This window comes from Rhodobacteraceae bacterium S2214, assembly GCA_025141675.1.
GTDB lineage: Bacteria > Pseudomonadota > Alphaproteobacteria > Rhodobacterales > Rhodobacteraceae > Yoonia.
Genome location: CP081161.1, coordinates 1,696,227 through 1,715,027 on the forward strand (window position 1 = coordinate 1,696,227; position 18,801 = coordinate 1,715,027).

Here is an 18,801-nt window from a genome sequence, read left to right on the forward strand (position 1 = left end):
GGTGTCAATGCTGCTGTGTGCCGAGTGAGGGTTCCCAAGCACAGTTGCTGGGCTATAATCACGATTGCAAAGTAAAGATTGGATAGACCGCAATGTCTCGGCCTGTGATCGGCGTTATCGCCAATGCCCATACCATCAATGACGATTATCATGTTCAAGCAGCAGGCGAGCTAAACTTGCAAGCCGTTGTCGAAGCGTCGGGGGGGATACCGTTGATTGTGCCGGCGAACCCGAATTTGTTCGATCTGCAGGAATTACGCGAAACCTGCGCCGGTTTCGTTTTCACGGGCGGGCGGCCGAATGTGCATCCAGAGGAGTACGGCGAAGTCGAAACGCCAGCCCATGGTACGTTTGACCGCAATCGCGACCGTTTGGTATTGCCGCTGATCCGTGCATGCGTGGCGGCGGGGCAACCGATCATTGGTATCTGCCGCGGCTTTCAAGAGGTGAACGTGGCGTTTGGCGGATCGCTGTATCCTGAAATTCGCGATCTGCCCGGTCGTGACAACCACCGCATGCCACCGGATGGCACGCTGGAAGAAAAGTTCGCGATGCGCCACGAGATCACATTTAGCGCGGGCGGACCCTTTGAACGAATCATTGGGGCGCAGAAGGTGATGACGAATTCGCTGCACGGGCAGGGAATCAAGGAACCCGGGCCACGTATTGTGGTTGATGGCTATGCGCCCGATGGCACGCCTGAGGCGATCTTTGTCAAAGATGCACCCGGATTTACCTATTCGGTTCAATGGCATCCGGAATGGAATGCGGCGTCAGATCCGGTTTCAAGGCCGCTTTTTGCGGCTTTTGGCGATGCATGTCGCGCTTGGGTTGCGGGACAATCGGAATTGTCGCTAAAATCAGCCTAGGGTTGATATTCACGGATGCAAATGTGTTTTTTTTCCCCCTAGTTGCTGCGAGGGGGGGGTGATCAAATGAGGGCATCACTCCCGTCCCAAGTAGTTTCGTAGTGAGTTTTTTGTTCTGGGTGTGAGTAACCTGTTCAGTAATTTCCGCCGCGCAAGCGGCGGAACTTCGAACGGGGCTGTATCGGTTGACGGTCCCAACACCGCCAACCGATACAGGCCTTTTTACCAAAAATGAGACTTGCCGTAACGTGTTACGCCAGCCAAATAGTAAGCGACGCTTACCTATTTTGAGGCCGCTATGAAACGTTCGACAATCAATGATATTATGGCGCAAGCCGATGACATGATCCGTAGCCACGGGTTTACCTTGCCGCCGTGGGCCTATTGGACACCATCTGAATTTAAGGCAAACGCGGACCGCGCCGCCAATGTGATCTCTGCGCGCTGCGGGTGGGACATCACCGATTATGGCGCAGGACGCTACGATGAGATGGGCCTATTCCTGTTCACCTTGCGCAATGGCCGTCAGGAAGACCTGAAACGCGGTGGCGGCATGTGCTATGCGGAAAAGCTGCTGATTTCGAAACAGGATCAGCTGTCTCCGATGCACACGCATGTCCTTAAGGCCGAAGACATCATCAACCGTGGCGGGGCTACGATGGTGATTGAATTGTTCGGTTCTGACGCGGACGGCAATTTTGACGAAAACGCCGGTGGTGTTGTGATGTGTGACGGGATCCGTCGCGAATTTTCGGCAGGCGAAAAGATCAAATTTGCGCCGGGCGAAAGTGTCACGTTGATGCCGGGCGACTGGCACGCGTTTTGGGGCGAGGGCGGTGATGTATTGATCGGCGAGGTCAGCACCGTGAACGACGATGAAACCGACAATATTTTCCGCGAACCGATCGGTCGTTTTGCCGATATCGAAGAAGATGTTGAACCAACGCATTTGTTGGTCAGCGATTATAAGACGTGGTTGTCATAAACGCCTTTTGGCGCAACCCGTGGTCTGAAAAAGCGAAACCACCCTGTCGCAAAACAGGGTGGTTTTTTGTTTCTAGCTCTGGCTGCGATTATGACTGGTTCGCGGCGCGTGCTTCGCTCAGGTGGCGGCGTACGATTTCAAACCATGCACCGGATGTTTTCATCTCGATCAGGCTGTCATCCAGCGTCTTGAGGTATGCCTCTGCGTTCGGATTTGTGTTCGAGATCACCGCGTGCAGCGTCAGAACTTGGCTCAATGGTTCGTTGTATGTCACGACCTCTGACAGGCCCTCTGATGCGATCACGCCGTCAGATGCTTCGGTTGCAAGCGCTACAACGTCGTATGTCCCGTCTGCTAGGCCAGTGAAGCAGGCTTGTGGTGTATCGGCGCGGACGATTGTGACGTTTGGTTCGACCAGTTCGTGCTCTTCCAGCATGAACATGGAATAGCCAGCCGGACGACAGATGGTTTTGCCCATCAGGTCTGCGTGTGTTTCTGGCACTGCTGTGCCCACAACGGTGTAATATCCGAGGATTTGTTCGAACAATGTCTCGGACCACATCAGGTTGTTGCAGCGGAATTTGCTGCCGTCGCCAAGGCGTTCGACAATGTCACAGTTCGGCTGGAACCATGCCAGCGAGAAATCGTAGCGGTGATCGGAAATCAGTGGGGTGAGGTGCGCGCCCCAGTCGTTGATAAAATCGATGCGGTATTCTGGATTGCCTTCGGCTGTGTCCAGCGCCACGTTGACGATTTCGGTCAGCATGCCGCCTTGGGCTTGGTCTTCGTGGACGAAAGGTGCCCAGTTTGAACCGGCCACGACGCGGATCATGTCATTGGTTGGCGCAGGCAGGCTTTCTGTCGTTTCGATCTGTGTGATCGCGGCGGTGTCTGCTGTAGATGCAACGACTTCGTCATCCAAGCACGGGATGTTCAGCGTCGTACCCACGCGGATGACACCCGGGTTTGGACCGATCGCAGCTGCGTTGGCGCTGTAGATGATCTGGAAATCACCGCCTGGGCCATATGCATTGTTTGCGATGGCAGACAGTGAATCGCCGGATTGGATTGCGTAGGGCGTGCCGCATGCGATGTCATCAGCAAAGGCCGTGGATCCGACCGCTGTCAGGCAAAGGGCAAGGGCGCAGGCGGTTTGTGGGGCATGAAGTTTCATTTGAGGGGCTCCGTGTTGGTTTTGTTTGGAACAGGGGGAATGTTCCGATTGGGGTCGGGTCGCGCAGATGCGCGTGGGTCAGGTTTGGGAAGGACGAATGGGGTGGCTTAGAGCCCTGCAGGGCAGGCCGCACCAACGCAACTGATGTCATCGTTCGGGATGCCGACGGTTCCGTATGACGTCTTGATGCTGATCAGGTCGTCGTCGAATGACACGATTTCACCGATCACAGAGACGAGCCCATCAGCCGAAACCAGTTCGATTTCGTTGGTAACGGGCGCTGCGACCTCCACGATATCGGTATCTGGCGCGACGGGTTCTTCAACGACTGCAGGCACGGCATCCGCTTGTGCAATTTCGGTCCAGAGCAGGTCGATCATCAAGGCTTTGGCATCTTTGGCTTCAGGCGTGCCCGGGTAGGCCGCGATAAACGCAAAAACGTCTTCTTTCACACGGCTTTCAGCAACGGCAGCCCATGCGATTGCGGCTTCCGTTGGTGTTTCGGCCGTGTCGGCATCGAATGATGCGCGTGTGGATGATGCCTGCACTGTCGCGTCCGCCGCTGAGGGCAATACTGCGTCGGCAGAAGAGGGAGAGGTTTGCGCAATGGCAAGGCTAGGAACCAAGGCCGCGAAAATCAGGGCGCCAATCGGAAGCGTCAGCCTAGTGCTGATCTCAAACATTTAACAACTCACTTTCTAACCAAATAACTGTAAAAATTTGTCTAAGGGTGGAATGTGGCAAGAAGGCGGTGTGCGTATGTTTCATTGATGAATTTGCTGAAACCATAGGCGCTTTGACTGCTACTTGTGCGTTAATGAATGCATTATTGGCGGCGCTAGTGACCACGCTAAGGTTTTCCCTGAAAAACACAAAAAGACCGCCCCCGAGCAGAAGGGCGGTCTTTTCTTTCAGCGCTGATGAACCGTTATTTGGTCCGTAGCATCTGAGATTCGTGTTGCTTAAGGGTCCGGCGGGCTGTCCGACCGTATCCTTTTGGATCGCTGCGCAGGGCAGGGAACAACGCGAACAATTCTTCGCGGGCTTTGTCTGCCACACCTGTCAGGCCAATCTCACCGGGGTGGAAGCTTTCGGATGCTGCACCTTCCGCGTAGACGACTTCATGTTCGTCAAACATCATGTGAATGTATGTGACAAACCCGCCTTCTTCACGCGTGACCATTTTGTCGTCGATCAGGTGGGTCGCGGGCATCAAGACTTCGCTTTCACCGAACAAAAGTTCTGCACGGTAGCCTTGGAACAACATCCGGTGCTGTGGTGACACAAGCAGATCACGTTCCAGACCTGTTACAACACCCGGACGCAGACGCACTGGTGCGAATTTGTCGGTCGCAGGCACAGTCCGCTGCTGGATCCAGCGGATCGGCTGCATGCCATGGTCGCGTGTCACAACCAGATCGCCAACGCGCAGCGTTTCGATCGGGCGGGACCCGTGTGGCGTTGCGATGTTTGTGCCTGGTGTGAAGCAGATGACCTGTTCGATGCCAGAGAAGTTCAGCGTCGTGCCATCGTCCAGTTCCACAGAACCCGAGAAGGTTTCATTGCCGCTGGCGTTGATGCCGTCGGACGTTTGAACCAGTGTTGTCAGGTCAGCCAGATCACCCAACTTGAGGATATCGCCGCCTGTTCGCGCCACAGGATCAACAGGGGCTTCGTCACCGTCGCCGCCTGTAATCGTGATGACGCCATTTGTCGGCTCACCCAAGTCTTCGAGCGTGAATGTGTCGTTGCCGTCACCGCCCGCGATGCTGTCGCCTTCAGAGAAGGTGATGATGTCATCGCCGTCGCCAGCGTTGATCGTGTCCGCACCTTCGCCTGTGCTGATCACGTCAGCGCCTGCGCCGGTTGAGACTGAATCGTCGCCTGTACCGCCAACGACTGTGTCGTCGCCAGAGCCTGTGACGATTTCTTCAACGCCAGTGAAATCAAGCGTATCGACGCCGTCTGTCACGGTGCCAACTTCGTCGCCAGTCAATGTGACTGTTACGTCGTCGGTCAGGCTTGAACCATCCAGAACGTCCACATCGCCGTTACCAACGTCTTCGCCTGCGTCGATGGTATCGTTGCCGAACCCATCTGTGATCGCAATCGTATCGGTGCCGGTGCCAGCCGTGATGTTGTCGTCACCAGCGCCTGCGTTGATGCGGTCGTCGCCTGCACCCAGATCGATGATGTCGTCGCCAGCAGAGCCAGTCGCGGAATCGTCGCCAGAGCCCAAGAAGAACTGTTCAATCTCGGCCAAAGATGCAGTGTCGGCACCGTCCGTCAAAGTCCCTGTTTCAGGGGATGTCAGGTTCAGGATCGTATCGACGGTGATGTCGGATGCATTCAAGACATCCACATCGCCGTCACCTGCGTCTTCGCCGCCTGTGATCGTGTCGTCACCGAAGCCATTGGTCAGAACGATTTCGTCGTCGCCTGTGCCACCGGCAATTGCGTCGTCACCAGCACCCGCGTTGATCGTATCGTCACCGGCACCAAGATCGACAAAGTCGTCGCCAGTTGAACCGGTTGCCGTGTCGTTGCCAGAGCCCAAGAAGAACTGTTCGATTTCCGCGAGCGTCGCGGTATCGGTTCCGTCTGTCAGGGTTCCGGTTTCAGGCGCTGTCAGGTCAAGCGTTGTATCAACTGTGACGCCAGTCGCATCCAGAACATCTGTATCGCCATTGCCGACGTCTTCGCCGCCGACGATATCGTCGTTACCGAAGTTGTCGTTCAATACGACAGTATCATCGCCAGTGCTCGCATCGATGACGTCATCGCCAGCGCCGCTGGTGATTGTATCGTCGCCTGTGCCGCTTTCGACTGTGATGCCGGATGTATCGTTGGTCAGGTCAATCGTGTCGTCGTTGTCAGTACCAACAACACGTTCGATTTCTGTGAACGACCCGTCGGACCCAGTTGTGCCGACTTGGTAATCCGCCGCTTCATCGCCGGTAAAGCTGACATCGACGCCGTCTGTTGTGCCGACGCTGTCGAAGGTCACGGTATCGATATCCGCGCCGTCCGCGTCTTCGCCACCAGTGATCGTGTCTGTGTTATCCGCCTCGGACACGATGACCGTATCGTCGCCAGCGCCGCCGAACAGCGTATCGTCGCCCGTGCCACCGATGATGATATCATCACCCGTTGCCGCGCGCAGACCGTCATATCCGGTCAGGGACGTTTGCACACCGCCTGTATCGGGGCCTGAGATAAACGCCTCTAGCGAATTTCCACCATCGTTTTCGAAGTAGATGATATCGATTGTGTGTTCGCCAGCCGTCAATGTCACCGGAGTTCCGTCGACGTATGTAAGAGCGTGTAGGCCGTCATTGTTGACAACTTCAACGCCATCAATGAACATCTTCGATCCGTCATCGGACCCGGTCCGGAACGTGTAATCGCCCGCGGTGTCGATGATCAACGTGGAGGAATATTTGATCGCGAAGTCATCTGCGCTGTCGATGTCAGCCGGGTTCAGACTGTCGGTGTAGCCAACGGATGTTGGTGTCCCGTCATAATCAGGTGAGCCCGCAACAAAGCCTGCTTCCGCGAGGCTCGTTGGATTGCCTGTCGGGTCGAGATCGAAATATTCATAGTGCCATGCACCGTCGGGTGTATCGCCATAAACGGTATCGTCGCCTGCGCCTCCATCGATTGTGTCCGATCCATCGCCACCGTAGATGTCGTCCGCACCTGCACCAGCAAGAACGCTATCGTCACCGCCTTGGGCCACGATAATATCGTCGTTTGGTGCTTCGCCTGCGACTAGCGCATCGCCGCTATCGACGAAATCGCCTTCGAGGTCGCCGTTGTAGCTGCCGTCGATCAGGTCGTCGCCTTGTGTGCCTGTGACGATACCGTCTTCTGGCATCGGAATACCGATGGCGTTCAGGTAGAACGGGTTGTCCGCGTCTGCAGGGGAAATACCGTCGAGGGTGATCGTCTCACCGTTCGGGAACGTGAGGACTGCATTGCCGGACCCGTCATCGCTGACCACAACGTCGTTTGTGTTGACCGGGTTGCGGGCAGGGTCGCCGGATGGCGCGTCGAACAGGTTCGTGACGTCAAGCGTATCGATGCCTGTGAATGTGCCGTCCAGATTGTCGGTTGGGGCGTCGAAGTTTGTGACGATGTCGTTGCCGAAGCCGTCTTCGAGAACCACAACGTCCGGGTCCTGATCCGGATTGCCGGGGCTGTCTTCGCCCAGATTGATCTGGTCGTCGCCTGCGCCTGCGTTGATCGTGTCGGTCCCTTGGCCAAGGTTCACAACGTCATCACCAGCAGAGCCGATGACGCTATCGTCGCCAGAGCCAAGAACGATTTCTTCGATCTCGCTAAAGGATGTTGTGTCTGTGCCGTTCGAGATCGTGCCAGCTTCGGGCGCGGTCATGTCAACGGTCAGGTCTTCGGTCAGGCTTGACCCGTCAAGGACGTCTACATCACCGTTGCCAGCATCTGCGCCGCCATCGATGGTGTCATTGCCGAACCCGTCAGTGATGACGATTTGGTCGTCGCCAGTGCCAGCGGTGATGTCGTCGTCACCTGCGCCACCGATGATTGTGTCATCGCCTGCGCCTGTGTCTGCGATAAAGCCAGCCGTATCGAGTGTTGCGTCGATGACGTCTGTGTTGTCGGTCCCGATGACGCCTTCGATTTCGTCGAACGTCCCGTCAGAACCAGTTGCGCCAACAGCGTAATCCGCAGATTCATCGCCGTCGTATGTGACTGTGACACCGTCTGATCCGGTCACACCAGAGAAGTCGACAGTGTCGACGTCTGCGCCACCAACGTCTTCGCCGCCAGTGATGGTATCCGTGCCGTCCGCATCCGCGATGGTAAAGATGTCAGAGCCATCTTCACCGAACAACGTATCGTTGCCAACGCCACCATCAATGGTGTCGTCGCCAGTGCCGCCGTAAACTTCATCGTCGCCGTCTGCTGCAAAGACAGTGTCATTGCCGCCGTTCGCTTCGATCAAGTCGTCGTTTGCTGCGTCACCTGTCAGGATCGCGTCGTTGTTGTCGACGATGTCGCCGTCTGGATCGCCAAGGTAAGATCCGTCGATCAGATCACCGTTGTTCGACCCTGACACTGTGCCGTCGGGCAGGGGAATGCCGATGGCGTTCAGGTAGAACGGATCGTCTGCATCTGCAGCCGGGATACCGATTAACGTCAGGCTTTCGCCATTCGGGAAAGTCAGTACAGCGTTGCCAGACCCGTCATCGGTCACAACAACATCGTTTGTGTTAACCGGTTCACGTGTCGGATCGCCTGCAGGGCGGTCGTACAGGTTGGTCACGTCCAGCGTGTCGATACCTGTAAACAGCCCGCCGCCTGCTGGGGTAGGTGCGTCAAAGTTTGAGACAATGTCGTCGCCGAAGCCGTCTTCGAGTACCACAACATCATCGTCGCCATCAGGAACGCCGCCCGTGATGTCAGCGGTCGCGTCACCGAGGTTCACGATGTCGTCGCCCGCACCCATGGTGACGGTGTCTGCGCCAGCGCCTGTGACGATGGTGTCATTGCCGGAAGAGCCGACAATAGTGTCGTCGCCGCTACCAAGAATAACAGTTTCGATGTTGTCGAATGTGGTCACATCCGCGCCAGATGTCAGCGTGCCGTTTTCGTTGTCAGCCGTATTTACAGCCGAAAGATCAAGCGTCACGTCCGAGGTCACCGTAGAGGCATCCAACACGTCAACGTCGCCGTTGCCTGCGTCTTCGCTGCCATCGATTGTGTCTGACCCAAAGTTATTTTCAACGATGAAGGTATCGTCGCCAACACCACCTGTCAGGTCATCGTTGCCAGTGCCACCAGCGATGATGTCATCGCCGCCTTGACCGAAGATAACGTCGTCACCGATGCCGCCGTCGAGGCTATCGTTTTCACCGATGCCGTCTTCGACTGGAATGCTTGTGACCTCCAGATCGCCGATCCGGATCGCATGCGCGCCGTAAGCAGGGTCTGTGTTTGCATATTCGATGACGATTTTGGACACCGGACCTGCAACGCTGACTTGAACAAAGCCTGCATCCAGGTTGGTTTCGGTATTGCCCGCGGCGTTGTCTGCGACCGCTTGCGCTGTACCGTCAGGGTTGGACGTTGTGTTGATCGTTGTGTTGCCGTTGCCGACTGTCGACAAGGTAACCGGAACAAGGTTGCCGTCCGCGTCATAGGCGCGAATGGTAACTTCGTCGGTAAACTGTCCGGCGAAGCGGTCCAGATCGAAGATACCGAATGTGACGTTGCTGACTTCGTCGTGGTAGCCCGGATCATTGCCTTCAAAATCAAGTGTGACGACTGCAGCGCCTGATGACGTGCCAGAGCTACCGCCAGTGATGGCGATGGAAGATGTGTCGCTCTGACCGTCATAGTCATACAGCGTGTCGGTGGTTTCCATTGCAGCGGACGTAAAGTTCGTCCCCTCTGCGACGCTCATGGTAACAGCAACGTCACCGTTTGCTGTGGTCCCTGTCAGGCCGCCGCTAACGTCAGCGCCATCGGCCACACCCAATGTGGACCAGCTGAAAGTCGACGTGCCAGCCGATGCGTTCGTGTCGCCTGCGCTGTCGCCGTAGATTGTGTCGTTGCCAGCACCGCCTGTAATGGTGTCCTGACCGCCCGCAAGTGTGGATTGGTCGCCGACCAAGAAGTCGTTTCCTGCGCCACCGTCGATCGTATCGTCGCCAGTGCCACCGTATGCTTCGTCATCGCCTGCGCCCGCAGAAATCGAGTCGTCGCCGCCGAAACCGTAGATCAGGTCATCGTCAGCTACATCGCCGGCCAAGATGGCGTCGTTGTTATCGACGATATCGCCATTTGGATCACCTAAGTAGGTGCCATCGATGATGTCGTCGCCCGCAGTACCGGTGACAGTGCCGTCTGGCGGTGTGACATCAGAGAAAGACATCGATTCAAGGTTGATCACACCTGCGTCGTTGGTGTCAGTTGTGCCGTCTTCGTAGAAAATTTTGAAAGACCCAACAGGGCCTGCAATGTTCACGATGATGGAAGACTGGTTGTCGCCGTCGTTGTTGCTGGCTTCAATCTGGAGGTTGCCGTCGAGACCATTGCTTTCCACAACATGGCCCGTGCCAGTGGTCGTGTAAGTGATCGGAATCGGGTTGCCGTCCGGATCGTAAGCTTCGACGCGGATTTGGTCGTCCCAGCTGCCTGTGGCTTGGTCAACGTCAAACAGTGTGAACTGGACGTCTTCGACCGTGTTCGAAAAGTCGACTTCAAGTGCTGGGTCGTTTGATGGCGCGTAGTTGCTGCCACGCAGGCCAACGCCCGTCCGGCTCCAGAATGGTGCTTCAAGCGAATTGGCGGTGAAGGTAGCGACGGTCGAAAGCCCGTTGTCCCCTGTCAGGGTTTGGGTGGTCGACGTGGTAGGGATTACAATGTTTGCCATGATTTATTCTCTAGATATCAGTTCAGGAATTACGAAACTTGGTTTGAACTGAGGCTCTAGAACGCTCCTTTAAGTGAGTTGCGGTGCGCACTGACAAAATCAATGACGTTGGAAGTGCTGGGAACAGCACGAAGTTTTTTCGAGAATTTCTGTGGGGCCTGCTGCGCATACGTTTTGGGGCCGTCAAAATTGACAGCCTTGCCGGCGTTATTGTGTGGACCAACCGAACATCCGGTCTTCCCCCAAAAGGAACCGCCTAAACCACTATAGACACTCTGTAACATCGTAACTCACTCCAGCCTCAAAACAGGCACATGCCTGAATGCCGGAACCGCAAAACAACCGCGCGGATTCCGACTTCGTTGACGTTTGAGTAATGGCGAGAGAAGGCGACACTGAGTGTGAAGAGTGACGCAAATGAGAAAGTTTTAGACTAAATTGTGTCAGCCTATCCTTTTGGACAGGCAAAATAGACGTTTTTGCCCTTGAATCACGATCAAGGGCAATTCGTTGCAATCATTACGCGAATTTGAATTCTTGGTCATAGAATCAAGTCGAACGTCTTCATTAGCGGCAATTCTGTGGCACGCGTGCCTGTCAGATCAAACAGCGCGTTCCCCAAGGCTGGCATTGATGGTGGTGTTCCCGGTTCGCCGACCCCGCCGATGCTGTGCCCGCTTTCCAAAATCGAGACCTCGAATTTGGGCGTGTTGTGCATCCGCAAGGCATCATAGTCAGGGAAATTCCACTGATCCGCTGCGCCATCGGTGAAGGTGATTTCACCCTGTGCCGCCGCCGACATGCCGTAGATCGCACCAGAGACCATCTGCGCTTCGATGATGCTTGGGTCAAGTGCTGTGCCAACGTCGCATGCGATCCAGCATTTGTTGATCCGGATTGCGCCGTCTTCATCCACGACTTCCACAATTTCCGCCGTGGGTGTGCCGAACGAATAGGTGAACCCGATACCGCGTCCAACGCCGTCGGGTGTCTGTCCGGTCCAACCTGCCATTTCTGCAACCGTTTCAATGACTTTCGCAGAAGCAGAATGTTCCTTGGCTGCCATGTTCAACCGGAATTGTACGGCGTCTGCGCCTGCAGCCACGGCCATTTCGTCGATGAACGTATCAAAGAAGAACCCGTTGAAAGAATTCCCGACAGAGCGCCAGAACCCGACCGGCACGGATATATCTGTCAGGTGGCCTGACAGACGGAAGTTCGGGATGGCGTAGGGTTGGTCTGCAGACCCTTCGATGTGTCCACGGTCAGGGCCGGGCGGTATTTGTCCTGCGATACGGAGTGACGATTGATGCGTGACTGACGGCGCTGCGACTTTGCCGTGTAGCAATACCGGCTCGCCGTCTTTGACCACGCCCCGGAATGACGCCGCTGCGGCTGGTCGGTAGAAATCGTGGCGCATGTCTTCTTCGCGCGACCATGTCAGTTTGATTGGTGTACCTTCAAATTCTTTCGCGACACGTGCTGCGTGCACTGCTGCGTCAAATTCAGTACGTCGTCCAAAACCGCCGCCCATATAGGTCGTCTGCACGGTGACTTGTTCGGGTGTCAGACCGACAGCTTCCGCAGTCTTTTGTTGAATGATCACCGGCGCTTGGTTCCCCGCCCAGATGGTCATGGCGTCGCCTGTGTAAAGCGCAGAGGACGTCATCGGCTCCATTGTGGAGTGAGCGAGCCAAGGCACGCGATATTCTGCTGTGATTTCTGTGCCTTCGACCGCTGCATCCACATCGCCATCATCGCGGGTGACACTGTTCGGTTCGGACGACAGGGATGCGGTGATCGCCTCCATCAGGCCGTCTGTTGTTTCTGGATAGGTGGATGGTTCCCAGGTGATGTCAACCATTTCGGCTGCCTGCATCGCCAGCCACGTGTTGGACGCCACAACGGCGATGCCATTGCCTAGGTCAATCACGCGGTCTACGCCGTCCATCGCTTCGGCCTCGGTTGCGTCAAACGACACCATGCCCGCACGGGCAGGGTTGATCCGCACCGTCGCGAACTTTGCGCCGTCGAGCGCTACATCAGTGGCGTAGGTTGCTGTGCCCGTTGATTTTCCGACCATGTCGGTGCGGGGCATGGCTTTGCCGAGTTTGGTCCATGCAGACTTTGCGCGCAGGTCCACCTTCGGCGGGTCAATGGCGGCGGCTTCTGCTGCTAGATCAATATAGGACAGCTTTTCGCCACCAGCGGCGATCACATGTCCATTTTCCGTCTTAAGCGTGCTGGCGTCGACGCCAAGCCGATCTGCGGCTGCAAGCTTGAGCGTTTCGCGTGCCGTAGCACCTGCTTCGCGCATTTTGGTGTAAGCGTCGCGTGTCGATGTGGAGCCGCCTGTGACCTGCAGGTTCAACAGCTTGCCGACCTCACCAACGGTTTCGCGCATACCGGTCATGAATTCGGAATCGGTGTAGTGGTGATAAGGCAGGGCGAGACCCAGAAGCGCGCCGTTGTAGTAGGCCTTTGCGGGCGGGCCGTGCATCACGTTGATGTCGTTCCAATTCAGATCCATTTCTTCGGCAACAAGTGCGGCCATTGTGGTCTGGATGCCTTGGCCCATTTCGGCACGCGGCGTGATGATCGTGACGCCATCTGTGTTGATCAGGATGTAAGGGTTCAGGGTGCTTTCACCGTCTGCGGTTTGCAGCGGGTTTGGTGCGTCTTTTTTGACTTGATAGACCCCGAAAGCGACCCCACCCACCAAAGCGGCGGACCCGATAAGGAATGTGCGGCGGGCGATTTTACCGATGCTGGCCATGGATCAAGCCTCCTTCATTTTTGTGGCGGCGTCATGGATGGCGGCGCGGATACGCGGGTAGGTGCCGCAGCGGCATAGATTGCCCTGCATCACATCGTCGATGTCTTGGTCCGTTGGTTCGGGGTTATTTGCTAAAAGATCAGCGGCTTGCATGATTTGACCCGACTGACAGTAGCCGCATTGTGCGACTTGGTTGTCGACCCATGCCTGTTGGATGATCGCCATGTTGTCGGGTGTTCCCAGACCTTCGATGGTTGTCACATCACCCCAAACGTCCGCGAGTGCGACCTGACAAGACCGTACCGCTTCACCGTCGATATGGACCGTACAAGCCCCGCACGCTGCAACACCACATCCAAATTTTGTTCCCGGAAGACCCACTTCGTCCCGCAGGACCCAAAGAAGGGGCACATTGTCTGGTAAATCAATATCGTAGGACGTGTCGTTGATTTTCAGCGTTGTTGGCATGTCGGCCCCTTAGTGTGATTGGTGTCGTTCGGTTTTAGATAAGCGTTATGTGGCGTTTACAAGTGTATCATATCAGGGGTGACGTTGGGGAAGCAGTTTGGGGATCGCGTCTTTGAATTTGAAGAACCCTTTGGTGGCATAGGGCCAAGCCGCTGAATCGTAGGGTCTGACGACTTGGCAGAGCGTGATATCGGCTGCTGCGAGTTGAGGTTTCAGCGCGGCCAACTGATCGGCTGCGGGTCCGACGGGTGTATAGGGTGTTACGATCTGCGTGATTTGGTTGGCTTGCGCCCATGCGGTGATGTCCGCGTCTTCTGATACCGGACCGATCCGATCGCTGAAGCGCGTCGTTGCGGCCGTGATGGCCGCGCCTGCAAAATCTGTGACCTTTGGGCTGACGTGGTTTGGGCTGCGGTATTGGGTAGCGTCGAGAGTGATTGTGGCCACCGGTTTGCAAACCGAGAGTACATGATGAAGCGATAGGTCTTCTTCTGTCACCAGTAAACCGGTGCGTGCGGTTGGGTCGATTGGATCGCTGGTTGGAATGTCAGTCGGCGGCGGTGGTGGCGTGCCATCCAGTGGGATCGCTTCGGTTGCTAATCCTTTGGGCTGGAACCGTCCGTCCGTATATTTTGCGATGTTATCAGGCCGTGCGAGGTAGGTTTTTCCAAGGGTTTGTAACCCGCCAACCCAGCGCCAAGACAGTGTGTTTGATGCCGGATCGCCGTCGAGCAGGTGCCGTAGAAAGAAATCTGCCCCTAAGGTCCATGGCAGGCGCAGCGTGAAAATCCAGATCGATGAGAACCACATGCGGGCGTGGTTGTGTAGATAGCCTGTTTCGACCAGTTCTTTTGCCCAATGGTCGAAGCAATCAATGCCGGTTTCGCCTTTGCAGGCCGCTTCCCAATCAGCGCGCAGTCCGGTTTCGGTTTGGATACGATTTTGTGCGGCTTGCAGGTCGGCTTTGTATGATGCCCAAACGGAAGGGCGCATTTCTAGCCAGCCTTTCCAGTAGGTCCGCCAGAATACCTCTGCGATGAATTTATCAGCCGCTTTGGGGGTATGCCGGGCCAGCGTTGCTTGCAACACTTCGTTTTCGGTGATGATGCGGTGACGCAAGTAGGGCGACAGTTGCGACACTTGGGGATGGTCGGGGCGGTCGTAATTGCGTTTGGTCGCGTAGTCGAAGCCGGCATGCGGCGTGAATGCGTTCAGGCGGGCGAGGGCGGCGGTATATGTCGGGTCAATCATCACCGACAGCTATCGCGATGCAGTGTGAAATCAAGCAGTGACCCGCAGCTTTGACGCCGCAAAACAATAGGACCCGAGCGTCAGGTCCCATCCGATCAGATAGGACGTGCTGACGGCATCGGCGGTATCACCCAGAACGTCGAACCCGCCGTGTGTCAGATCAAGCTGGCAGCCATCTGCCGTTTGTTTGAAGGACACCGCCACGACCGTCGCCGCGTCTTCATCGCCGTCAGGGTGCCATGTGAAGGCCATGTAGTGGTCGGCGTCCCATCCGATGATTGTGCCCCAGTTGATTTGTGTACCATCCGCGCAAATTTCGATGATGCGCCCATTTTTGCGGGGTTCAACGATCAATTTGGCGGTTGGGTCCGACGCGTGCCGATCTTTGGGCCACCATGTGTCGAGGTCCGCCATGAACAGATCAAACGCTTCGGCTGGCGAAAGCGGGACATGCGTTGTTTTGTGAATTGGGATCATGATTTATCCTTCTGCGCGGCTTTGTCGCGTGCTGCTTTTGCGAATGCGTCGAGCGCGTCATCCCACATGCTGTCTAGATATCGGCGCAAGTCATCTGCGCCACGCGGGTCGATGGTATATAGGCGCTTAGTTCCGCGTTGCGAGACCATAAGTAGGCCCGCGTCCGACAATACTTTCAGGTGCTGGCTGACCGCCGGACGACTGACAGGCAAACCTTCGGCCAATGCCCCGACGGCAAGGGGGCCGTCACGCAGGCACGCAAGAATCGCACGGCGGGTCGGGTCGGCCAAAGCGGCTATTGTCATTTCGTAAGTCATGGCTTACCGTAAGTCACGGCTAACGCACTTGTCAATCCAAATCGCCAAGATGAAACAGCCGCCCTTGAAGCCCCTGTCAGGCGACACTAAGACTCTGTCAGGACATTTGAAGTAATGATGGTCAAAAGCCATCCCGGAGTGAGGCACAGCCGATGCAAGATCCAGTCGAAACATACATGAACCTCGTGCCTATGGTCGTCGAACAGACAGCCCGTGGTGAACGCGCCTACGATATTTTTTCGCGCCTTCTGAAAGAGCGGATCATTTTCCTGAATGGGCCTGTCCATGACGGCATGTCCCAGCTTGTTGTGGCGCAGCTGTTGCACCTTGAAGCTGAGAACCCGAAAAAAGAAATCTCTATGTATATCAACAGCCCAGGCGGCGTTGTGACATCCGGTTTGTCGATCTACGACACGATGCAATACATCAAACCGAAGGTGTCCACGCTGGTTATCGGGCAGGCGGCATCCATGGGGTCATTGCTTTTGACAGCTGGTGAAAAAGGCATGCGTTTCTCACTGCCGAACAGCCGCGTCATGGTCCACCAGCCTTCTGGCGGTTACCAAGGTCAGGCAACGGATATCATGATCCACGCCCAAGAGACCCAGAAGCTGAAAGATCGTTTGAACCAGATCTACGTGACGCACACAGGCCAGACTTTGAAAAAAGTCGAAGCCGCACTTGAGCGCGACAACTTTATGTCGCCTGAAGAAGCGAAAGATTGGGGCCTGATCGACGAAATCGTGACGAACCGTGCGAAAGACGACGACGCAGACGCATAATCAACTTCCGCACGGTGGATTGTTAACACCCTGTTAACACCACCGTGCGGTAGACATTTTGACATTGTGGACCGGTGCGTGCTGCCCTAGACTTGGGTCGGTAAGCAGTTCACGGCAGCAGTATGGCCGTCCGGCCAAGGGGAAGATAATGGCGAATTCGTCCAACAGCGACAGCAAAAACACCCTCTATTGTAGCTTTTGCGGCAAGAGCCAACATGAAGTGCGCAAACTGATCGCGGGTCCGACCGTTTTCATTTGCGACGAATGTGTCGAACTATGCATGGACATTATTCGCGAAGAAACCAAATCCGCTGGTCTGAAAGCCGGTGAAGGTGTACCAACGCCGACCGAGATTTGTGGTGTTCTGGATGATTATGTCATCGGCCAGATGCATGCGAAACGCGTGCTGTCTGTGGCCGTACACAACCACTACAAACGCCTGAACCATGCGGATAAATCCGACATTGAACTGGCGAAATCCAACATCATGCTGATCGGCCCGACCGGTTGTGGTAAGACACTGCTTGCGCAGACCCTTGCCCGCATTCTGGACGTGCCTTTCACAATGGCCGATGCGACAACGCTGACGGAAGCCGGTTATGTCGGTGAAGATGTCGAAAACATCATTCTCAAGCTGTTGCAGGCGTCCGAATACAACGTGGAACGCGCGCAGCGCGGCATCGTCTACATCGACGAAGTTGATAAAATTACACGGAAATCTGACAACCCTTCCATCACCCGTGACGTATCGGGCGAAGGTGTTCAGCAGGCGCTGCTGAAGATCATGGAAGGCACTGTGGCCTCTGTTCCGCCGCAAGGTGGCCGGAAGCACCCGCAGCAGGAATTCCTGCAAGTGGACACGACGAACATCCTTTTCATCTGTGGCGGTGCGTTTGCAGGTCTCGACAAGATTATTTCACAGCGCGGTAAGGGCTCTTCCATGGGCTTCGGTGCGGAAGTGAAAGACGTCGACGAACGTGGCGTGGGCGAAGTGTTCACCGATCTCGAACCAGAAGATCTGTTGAAGTTCGGTTTGATCCCTGAATTTGTTGGCCGTTTGCCCGTGATCGCGACGCTGACCGATCTGGACGAAGATGCGCTGATCATCATTCTGACCAAGCCGAAAAACGCGCTTGTGAAGCAATACCAGCGTCTGTTCGAACTTGAGAACACGAAGCTGACATTCACCGATGACGCCCTGCAGGCGATTGCGAAACGTGCAATCGAACGCAAAACAGGTGCACGTGGTCTGCGGTCTATCATGGAAGACATCCTGCTTGATACGATGTTTGACCTGCCGGGCATGGATACAGTGACCGAAGTTGTCGTGAACGAAGAAGCTGTTGGTCCAGACGCATCCCCATTGATGATCCACGACGATGCAAAATCATCGGAAAAAGAGCCCGCAACAGCGAGCTAACGGATGAAGCGTATGACATCAGGCGGTATTTTCGAGGACAAGATCGGATATTGCCGCGCTGTTGTTGCAGGTGGTTTTGTGCATGTGTCGGGGTGTGTTTATCCCGGCACGGATGTCCCCGAGGACGTGATCGCACAGTGTCACGGCGCGCTTGAAGTGATCAAAACGGCGCTAGCGGATGCAGGGGCCGAGATGGCCGACGTCGTGCGTGTGCGTTATATCCTACCAAATGCTGACGATTTTGAACCATGCTGGCCGCTTTTGCGTGCCACCTTTGGCGAGAATCCCCCGGCTGCGACGATGATCAGCTGCGGGTTGATTGATCCGAAATACAAAATTGAGATCGAAGTGACCGCACTGGCGCCGGACGCATAATTTTTCGCCAAAGATTTTGGGCTTACACCCGCCTGACCACATCTGTCGGACTAGACGTTTGGCATCAATTGGGGCATGACAGCGGGGACGAATTGGAGACGCGCAATGGGCATCGGCTACACAATCAAACGCATTTTCACATGGTGGGAAGGTCAGTCCTTCGGCACGCAGTTCTGGACTTGGCGGAACGGTGAAAAAGTCGGCGAAGACGGTCAAGGGAACATCTTTTACCGCAACGCGGACGATAGCCGTCGTTGGGTAATCTACAACGGTGACATTGAAGCGTCCCGCATCGATCCGGATTGGCATGGCTGGTTGCACCGGACCTGGGACGAACCACCTACCGACAAACCGCTGGTCCACAAATCATGGGAACAGCCGCATCAGGTTAACCTGACGGGTACCGTGAACGCCTATGCACCAGCCGGATCTTTGCGTGCGGCTGCACCAAAATCCCGTAGCGATTACGAGGCGTGGAGCCCCGAATAGA

The 18,801-nt window shown here is 55.8% G+C and carries 14 protein-coding genes; 6 read left to right on the plus strand and 8 right to left on the minus strand.

What is annotated here, in order from left to right; translation table 11 throughout:
• The first annotated feature begins 92 nt into the window (after positions 1-92).
• Entirely contained in the window at positions 93-869 is a 777-nt protein-coding gene (locus K3729_08510; GenBank protein ID UWR00788.1) for a gamma-glutamyl-gamma-aminobutyrate hydrolase family protein, read from the plus strand.
• A 298-nt stretch (positions 870-1,167) separates the two neighbouring features.
• Entirely contained in the window at positions 1,168-1,854 is a 687-nt protein-coding gene (locus tag K3729_08515; GenBank protein UWR00789.1) for a D-lyxose/D-mannose family sugar isomerase, read from the plus strand.
• An 88-nt stretch (positions 1,855-1,942) separates the two neighbouring features.
• On the opposite strand, the gene K3729_08520 is transcribed toward K3729_08515, so the two are convergent.
• The 8 genes from K3729_08520 to K3729_08555 form a co-directional block, all read right to left on the minus strand.
• Entirely contained in the window at positions 1,943-3,028 is a 1,086-nt protein-coding gene (locus K3729_08520; GenBank protein ID UWR00790.1) for a transporter substrate-binding domain-containing protein, read from the minus strand.
• 107 nt (positions 3,029-3,135) lie between these two features.
• Positions 3,136-3,711 (minus strand): hypothetical protein, encoded by a 576-nt coding sequence (locus K3729_08525; protein ID UWR00791.1) that lies wholly within the window; start codon positions 3,709-3,711, stop codon positions 3,136-3,138.
• Between the two features lie 245 nt (positions 3,712-3,956).
• Positions 3,957-10,445: a Hint domain-containing protein gene (locus K3729_08530; protein UWR00792.1), complete on the minus strand. Its 6,489-nt coding sequence runs from the start codon at positions 10,443-10,445 to the stop codon at positions 3,957-3,959.
• A gap of 541 nt (positions 10,446-10,986) precedes the next feature.
• Positions 10,987-13,221 carry a molybdopterin-dependent oxidoreductase gene (locus tag K3729_08535; protein ID UWR00793.1) on the minus strand — a complete coding sequence of 745 codons (2,235 nt, stop codon included), beginning with the start codon at positions 13,219-13,221 and terminating at the stop codon, positions 10,987-10,989.
• Positions 13,222-13,224: 3 nt separating this feature from the next.
• Positions 13,225-13,689 carry a (2Fe-2S)-binding protein gene (locus tag K3729_08540; GenBank protein UWR00794.1) on the minus strand — a complete coding sequence of 155 codons (465 nt, stop codon included), beginning with the start codon at positions 13,687-13,689 and terminating at the stop codon, positions 13,225-13,227.
• 72 nt (positions 13,690-13,761) lie between these two features.
• On the minus strand, positions 13,762-14,940 hold the full coding sequence (locus K3729_08545; protein UWR00795.1) for a DNA photolyase: 1,179 nt from the start codon (positions 14,938-14,940) through the stop codon (positions 13,762-13,764).
• A gap of 30 nt (positions 14,941-14,970) precedes the next feature.
• Positions 14,971-15,417, minus strand: coding sequence for an SRPBCC domain-containing protein (locus K3729_08550; GenBank protein UWR00796.1), 447 nt, complete (start codon positions 15,415-15,417; stop codon positions 14,971-14,973).
• Entirely contained in the window at positions 15,414-15,734 is a 321-nt protein-coding gene (locus tag K3729_08555) for a metalloregulator ArsR/SmtB family transcription factor (GenBank protein ID UWR00797.1), read from the minus strand. Before K3729_08555 ends, K3729_08550 begins: the two co-directional genes overlap by 4 nt.
• Before the next feature lie 152 nt (positions 15,735-15,886).
• Between K3729_08555 and K3729_08560 the strand changes: the two genes are divergently transcribed.
• The 4 genes from K3729_08560 to K3729_08575 all read left to right on the plus strand — a co-directional run bounded on the left by K3729_08560 (position 15,887) and on the right by K3729_08575 (position 18,800).
• On the plus strand, positions 15,887-16,516 hold the full coding sequence (locus K3729_08560) for an ATP-dependent Clp protease proteolytic subunit (protein ID UWR00798.1): 630 nt from the start codon (positions 15,887-15,889) through the stop codon (positions 16,514-16,516).
• A gap of 148 nt (positions 16,517-16,664) precedes the next feature.
• Positions 16,665-17,936, plus strand: a complete 1,272-nt coding sequence (gene clpX / locus K3729_08565) for an ATP-dependent Clp protease ATP-binding subunit ClpX (protein UWR00799.1) — start codon at positions 16,665-16,667, stop codon at positions 17,934-17,936.
• A 3-nt stretch (positions 17,937-17,939) separates the two neighbouring features.
• Positions 17,940-18,311, plus strand: a complete 372-nt coding sequence (locus K3729_08570) for a RidA family protein (GenBank protein UWR00800.1) — start codon at positions 17,940-17,942, stop codon at positions 18,309-18,311.
• A gap of 105 nt (positions 18,312-18,416) precedes the next feature.
• Positions 18,417-18,800: an NADH:ubiquinone oxidoreductase subunit NDUFA12 gene (locus tag K3729_08575; GenBank protein UWR00801.1), complete on the plus strand. Its 384-nt coding sequence runs from the start codon at positions 18,417-18,419 to the stop codon at positions 18,798-18,800.
• Position 18,801: the final 1 nt, after the last annotated feature.

Excerpts from the sequence above, each read along its gene's own strand:
- K3729_08540 (UWR00794.1), bottom strand. The coding sequence starts at position 13,689 with ATGCCAACAACGCTGAAAATCAACGACACGTCCTACGATATTGATTTA.
- K3729_08510 (UWR00788.1), top strand. The coding sequence starts at position 93 with ATGTCTCGGCCTGTGATCGGCGTTATCGCCAATGCCCATACCATCAAT.
- K3729_08545 (UWR00795.1), bottom strand. The coding sequence starts at position 14,940 with ATGATTGACCCGACATATACCGCCGCCCTCGCCCGCCTGAACGCATTC.
- K3729_08535 (UWR00793.1), bottom strand. The coding sequence starts at position 13,221 with ATGGCCAGCATCGGTAAAATCGCCCGCCGCACATTCCTTATCGGGTCC.
- K3729_08550 (UWR00796.1), bottom strand. The coding sequence starts at position 15,417 with ATGATCCCAATTCACAAAACAACGCATGTCCCGCTTTCGCCAGCCGAA.
- clpX (UWR00799.1), top strand. The coding sequence starts at position 16,665 with ATGGCGAATTCGTCCAACAGCGACAGCAAAAACACCCTCTATTGTAGC.
- K3729_08530 (UWR00792.1), bottom strand. The coding sequence starts at position 10,445 with ATGGCAAACATTGTAATCCCTACCACGTCGACCACCCAAACCCTGACA.
- K3729_08570 (UWR00800.1), top strand. The coding sequence starts at position 17,940 with ATGAAGCGTATGACATCAGGCGGTATTTTCGAGGACAAGATCGGATAT.
- K3729_08575 (UWR00801.1), top strand. The coding sequence starts at position 18,417 with ATGGGCATCGGCTACACAATCAAACGCATTTTCACATGGTGGGAAGGT.
- K3729_08560 (UWR00798.1), top strand. The coding sequence starts at position 15,887 with ATGCAAGATCCAGTCGAAACATACATGAACCTCGTGCCTATGGTCGTC.
- K3729_08515 (UWR00789.1), top strand. The coding sequence starts at position 1,168 with ATGAAACGTTCGACAATCAATGATATTATGGCGCAAGCCGATGACATG.
- K3729_08525 (UWR00791.1), bottom strand. The coding sequence starts at position 3,711 with ATGTTTGAGATCAGCACTAGGCTGACGCTTCCGATTGGCGCCCTGATT.
- K3729_08555 (UWR00797.1), bottom strand. The coding sequence starts at position 15,734 with ATGACTTACGAAATGACAATAGCCGCTTTGGCCGACCCGACCCGCCGT.
- K3729_08520 (UWR00790.1), bottom strand. The coding sequence starts at position 3,028 with ATGAAACTTCATGCCCCACAAACCGCCTGCGCCCTTGCCCTTTGCCTG.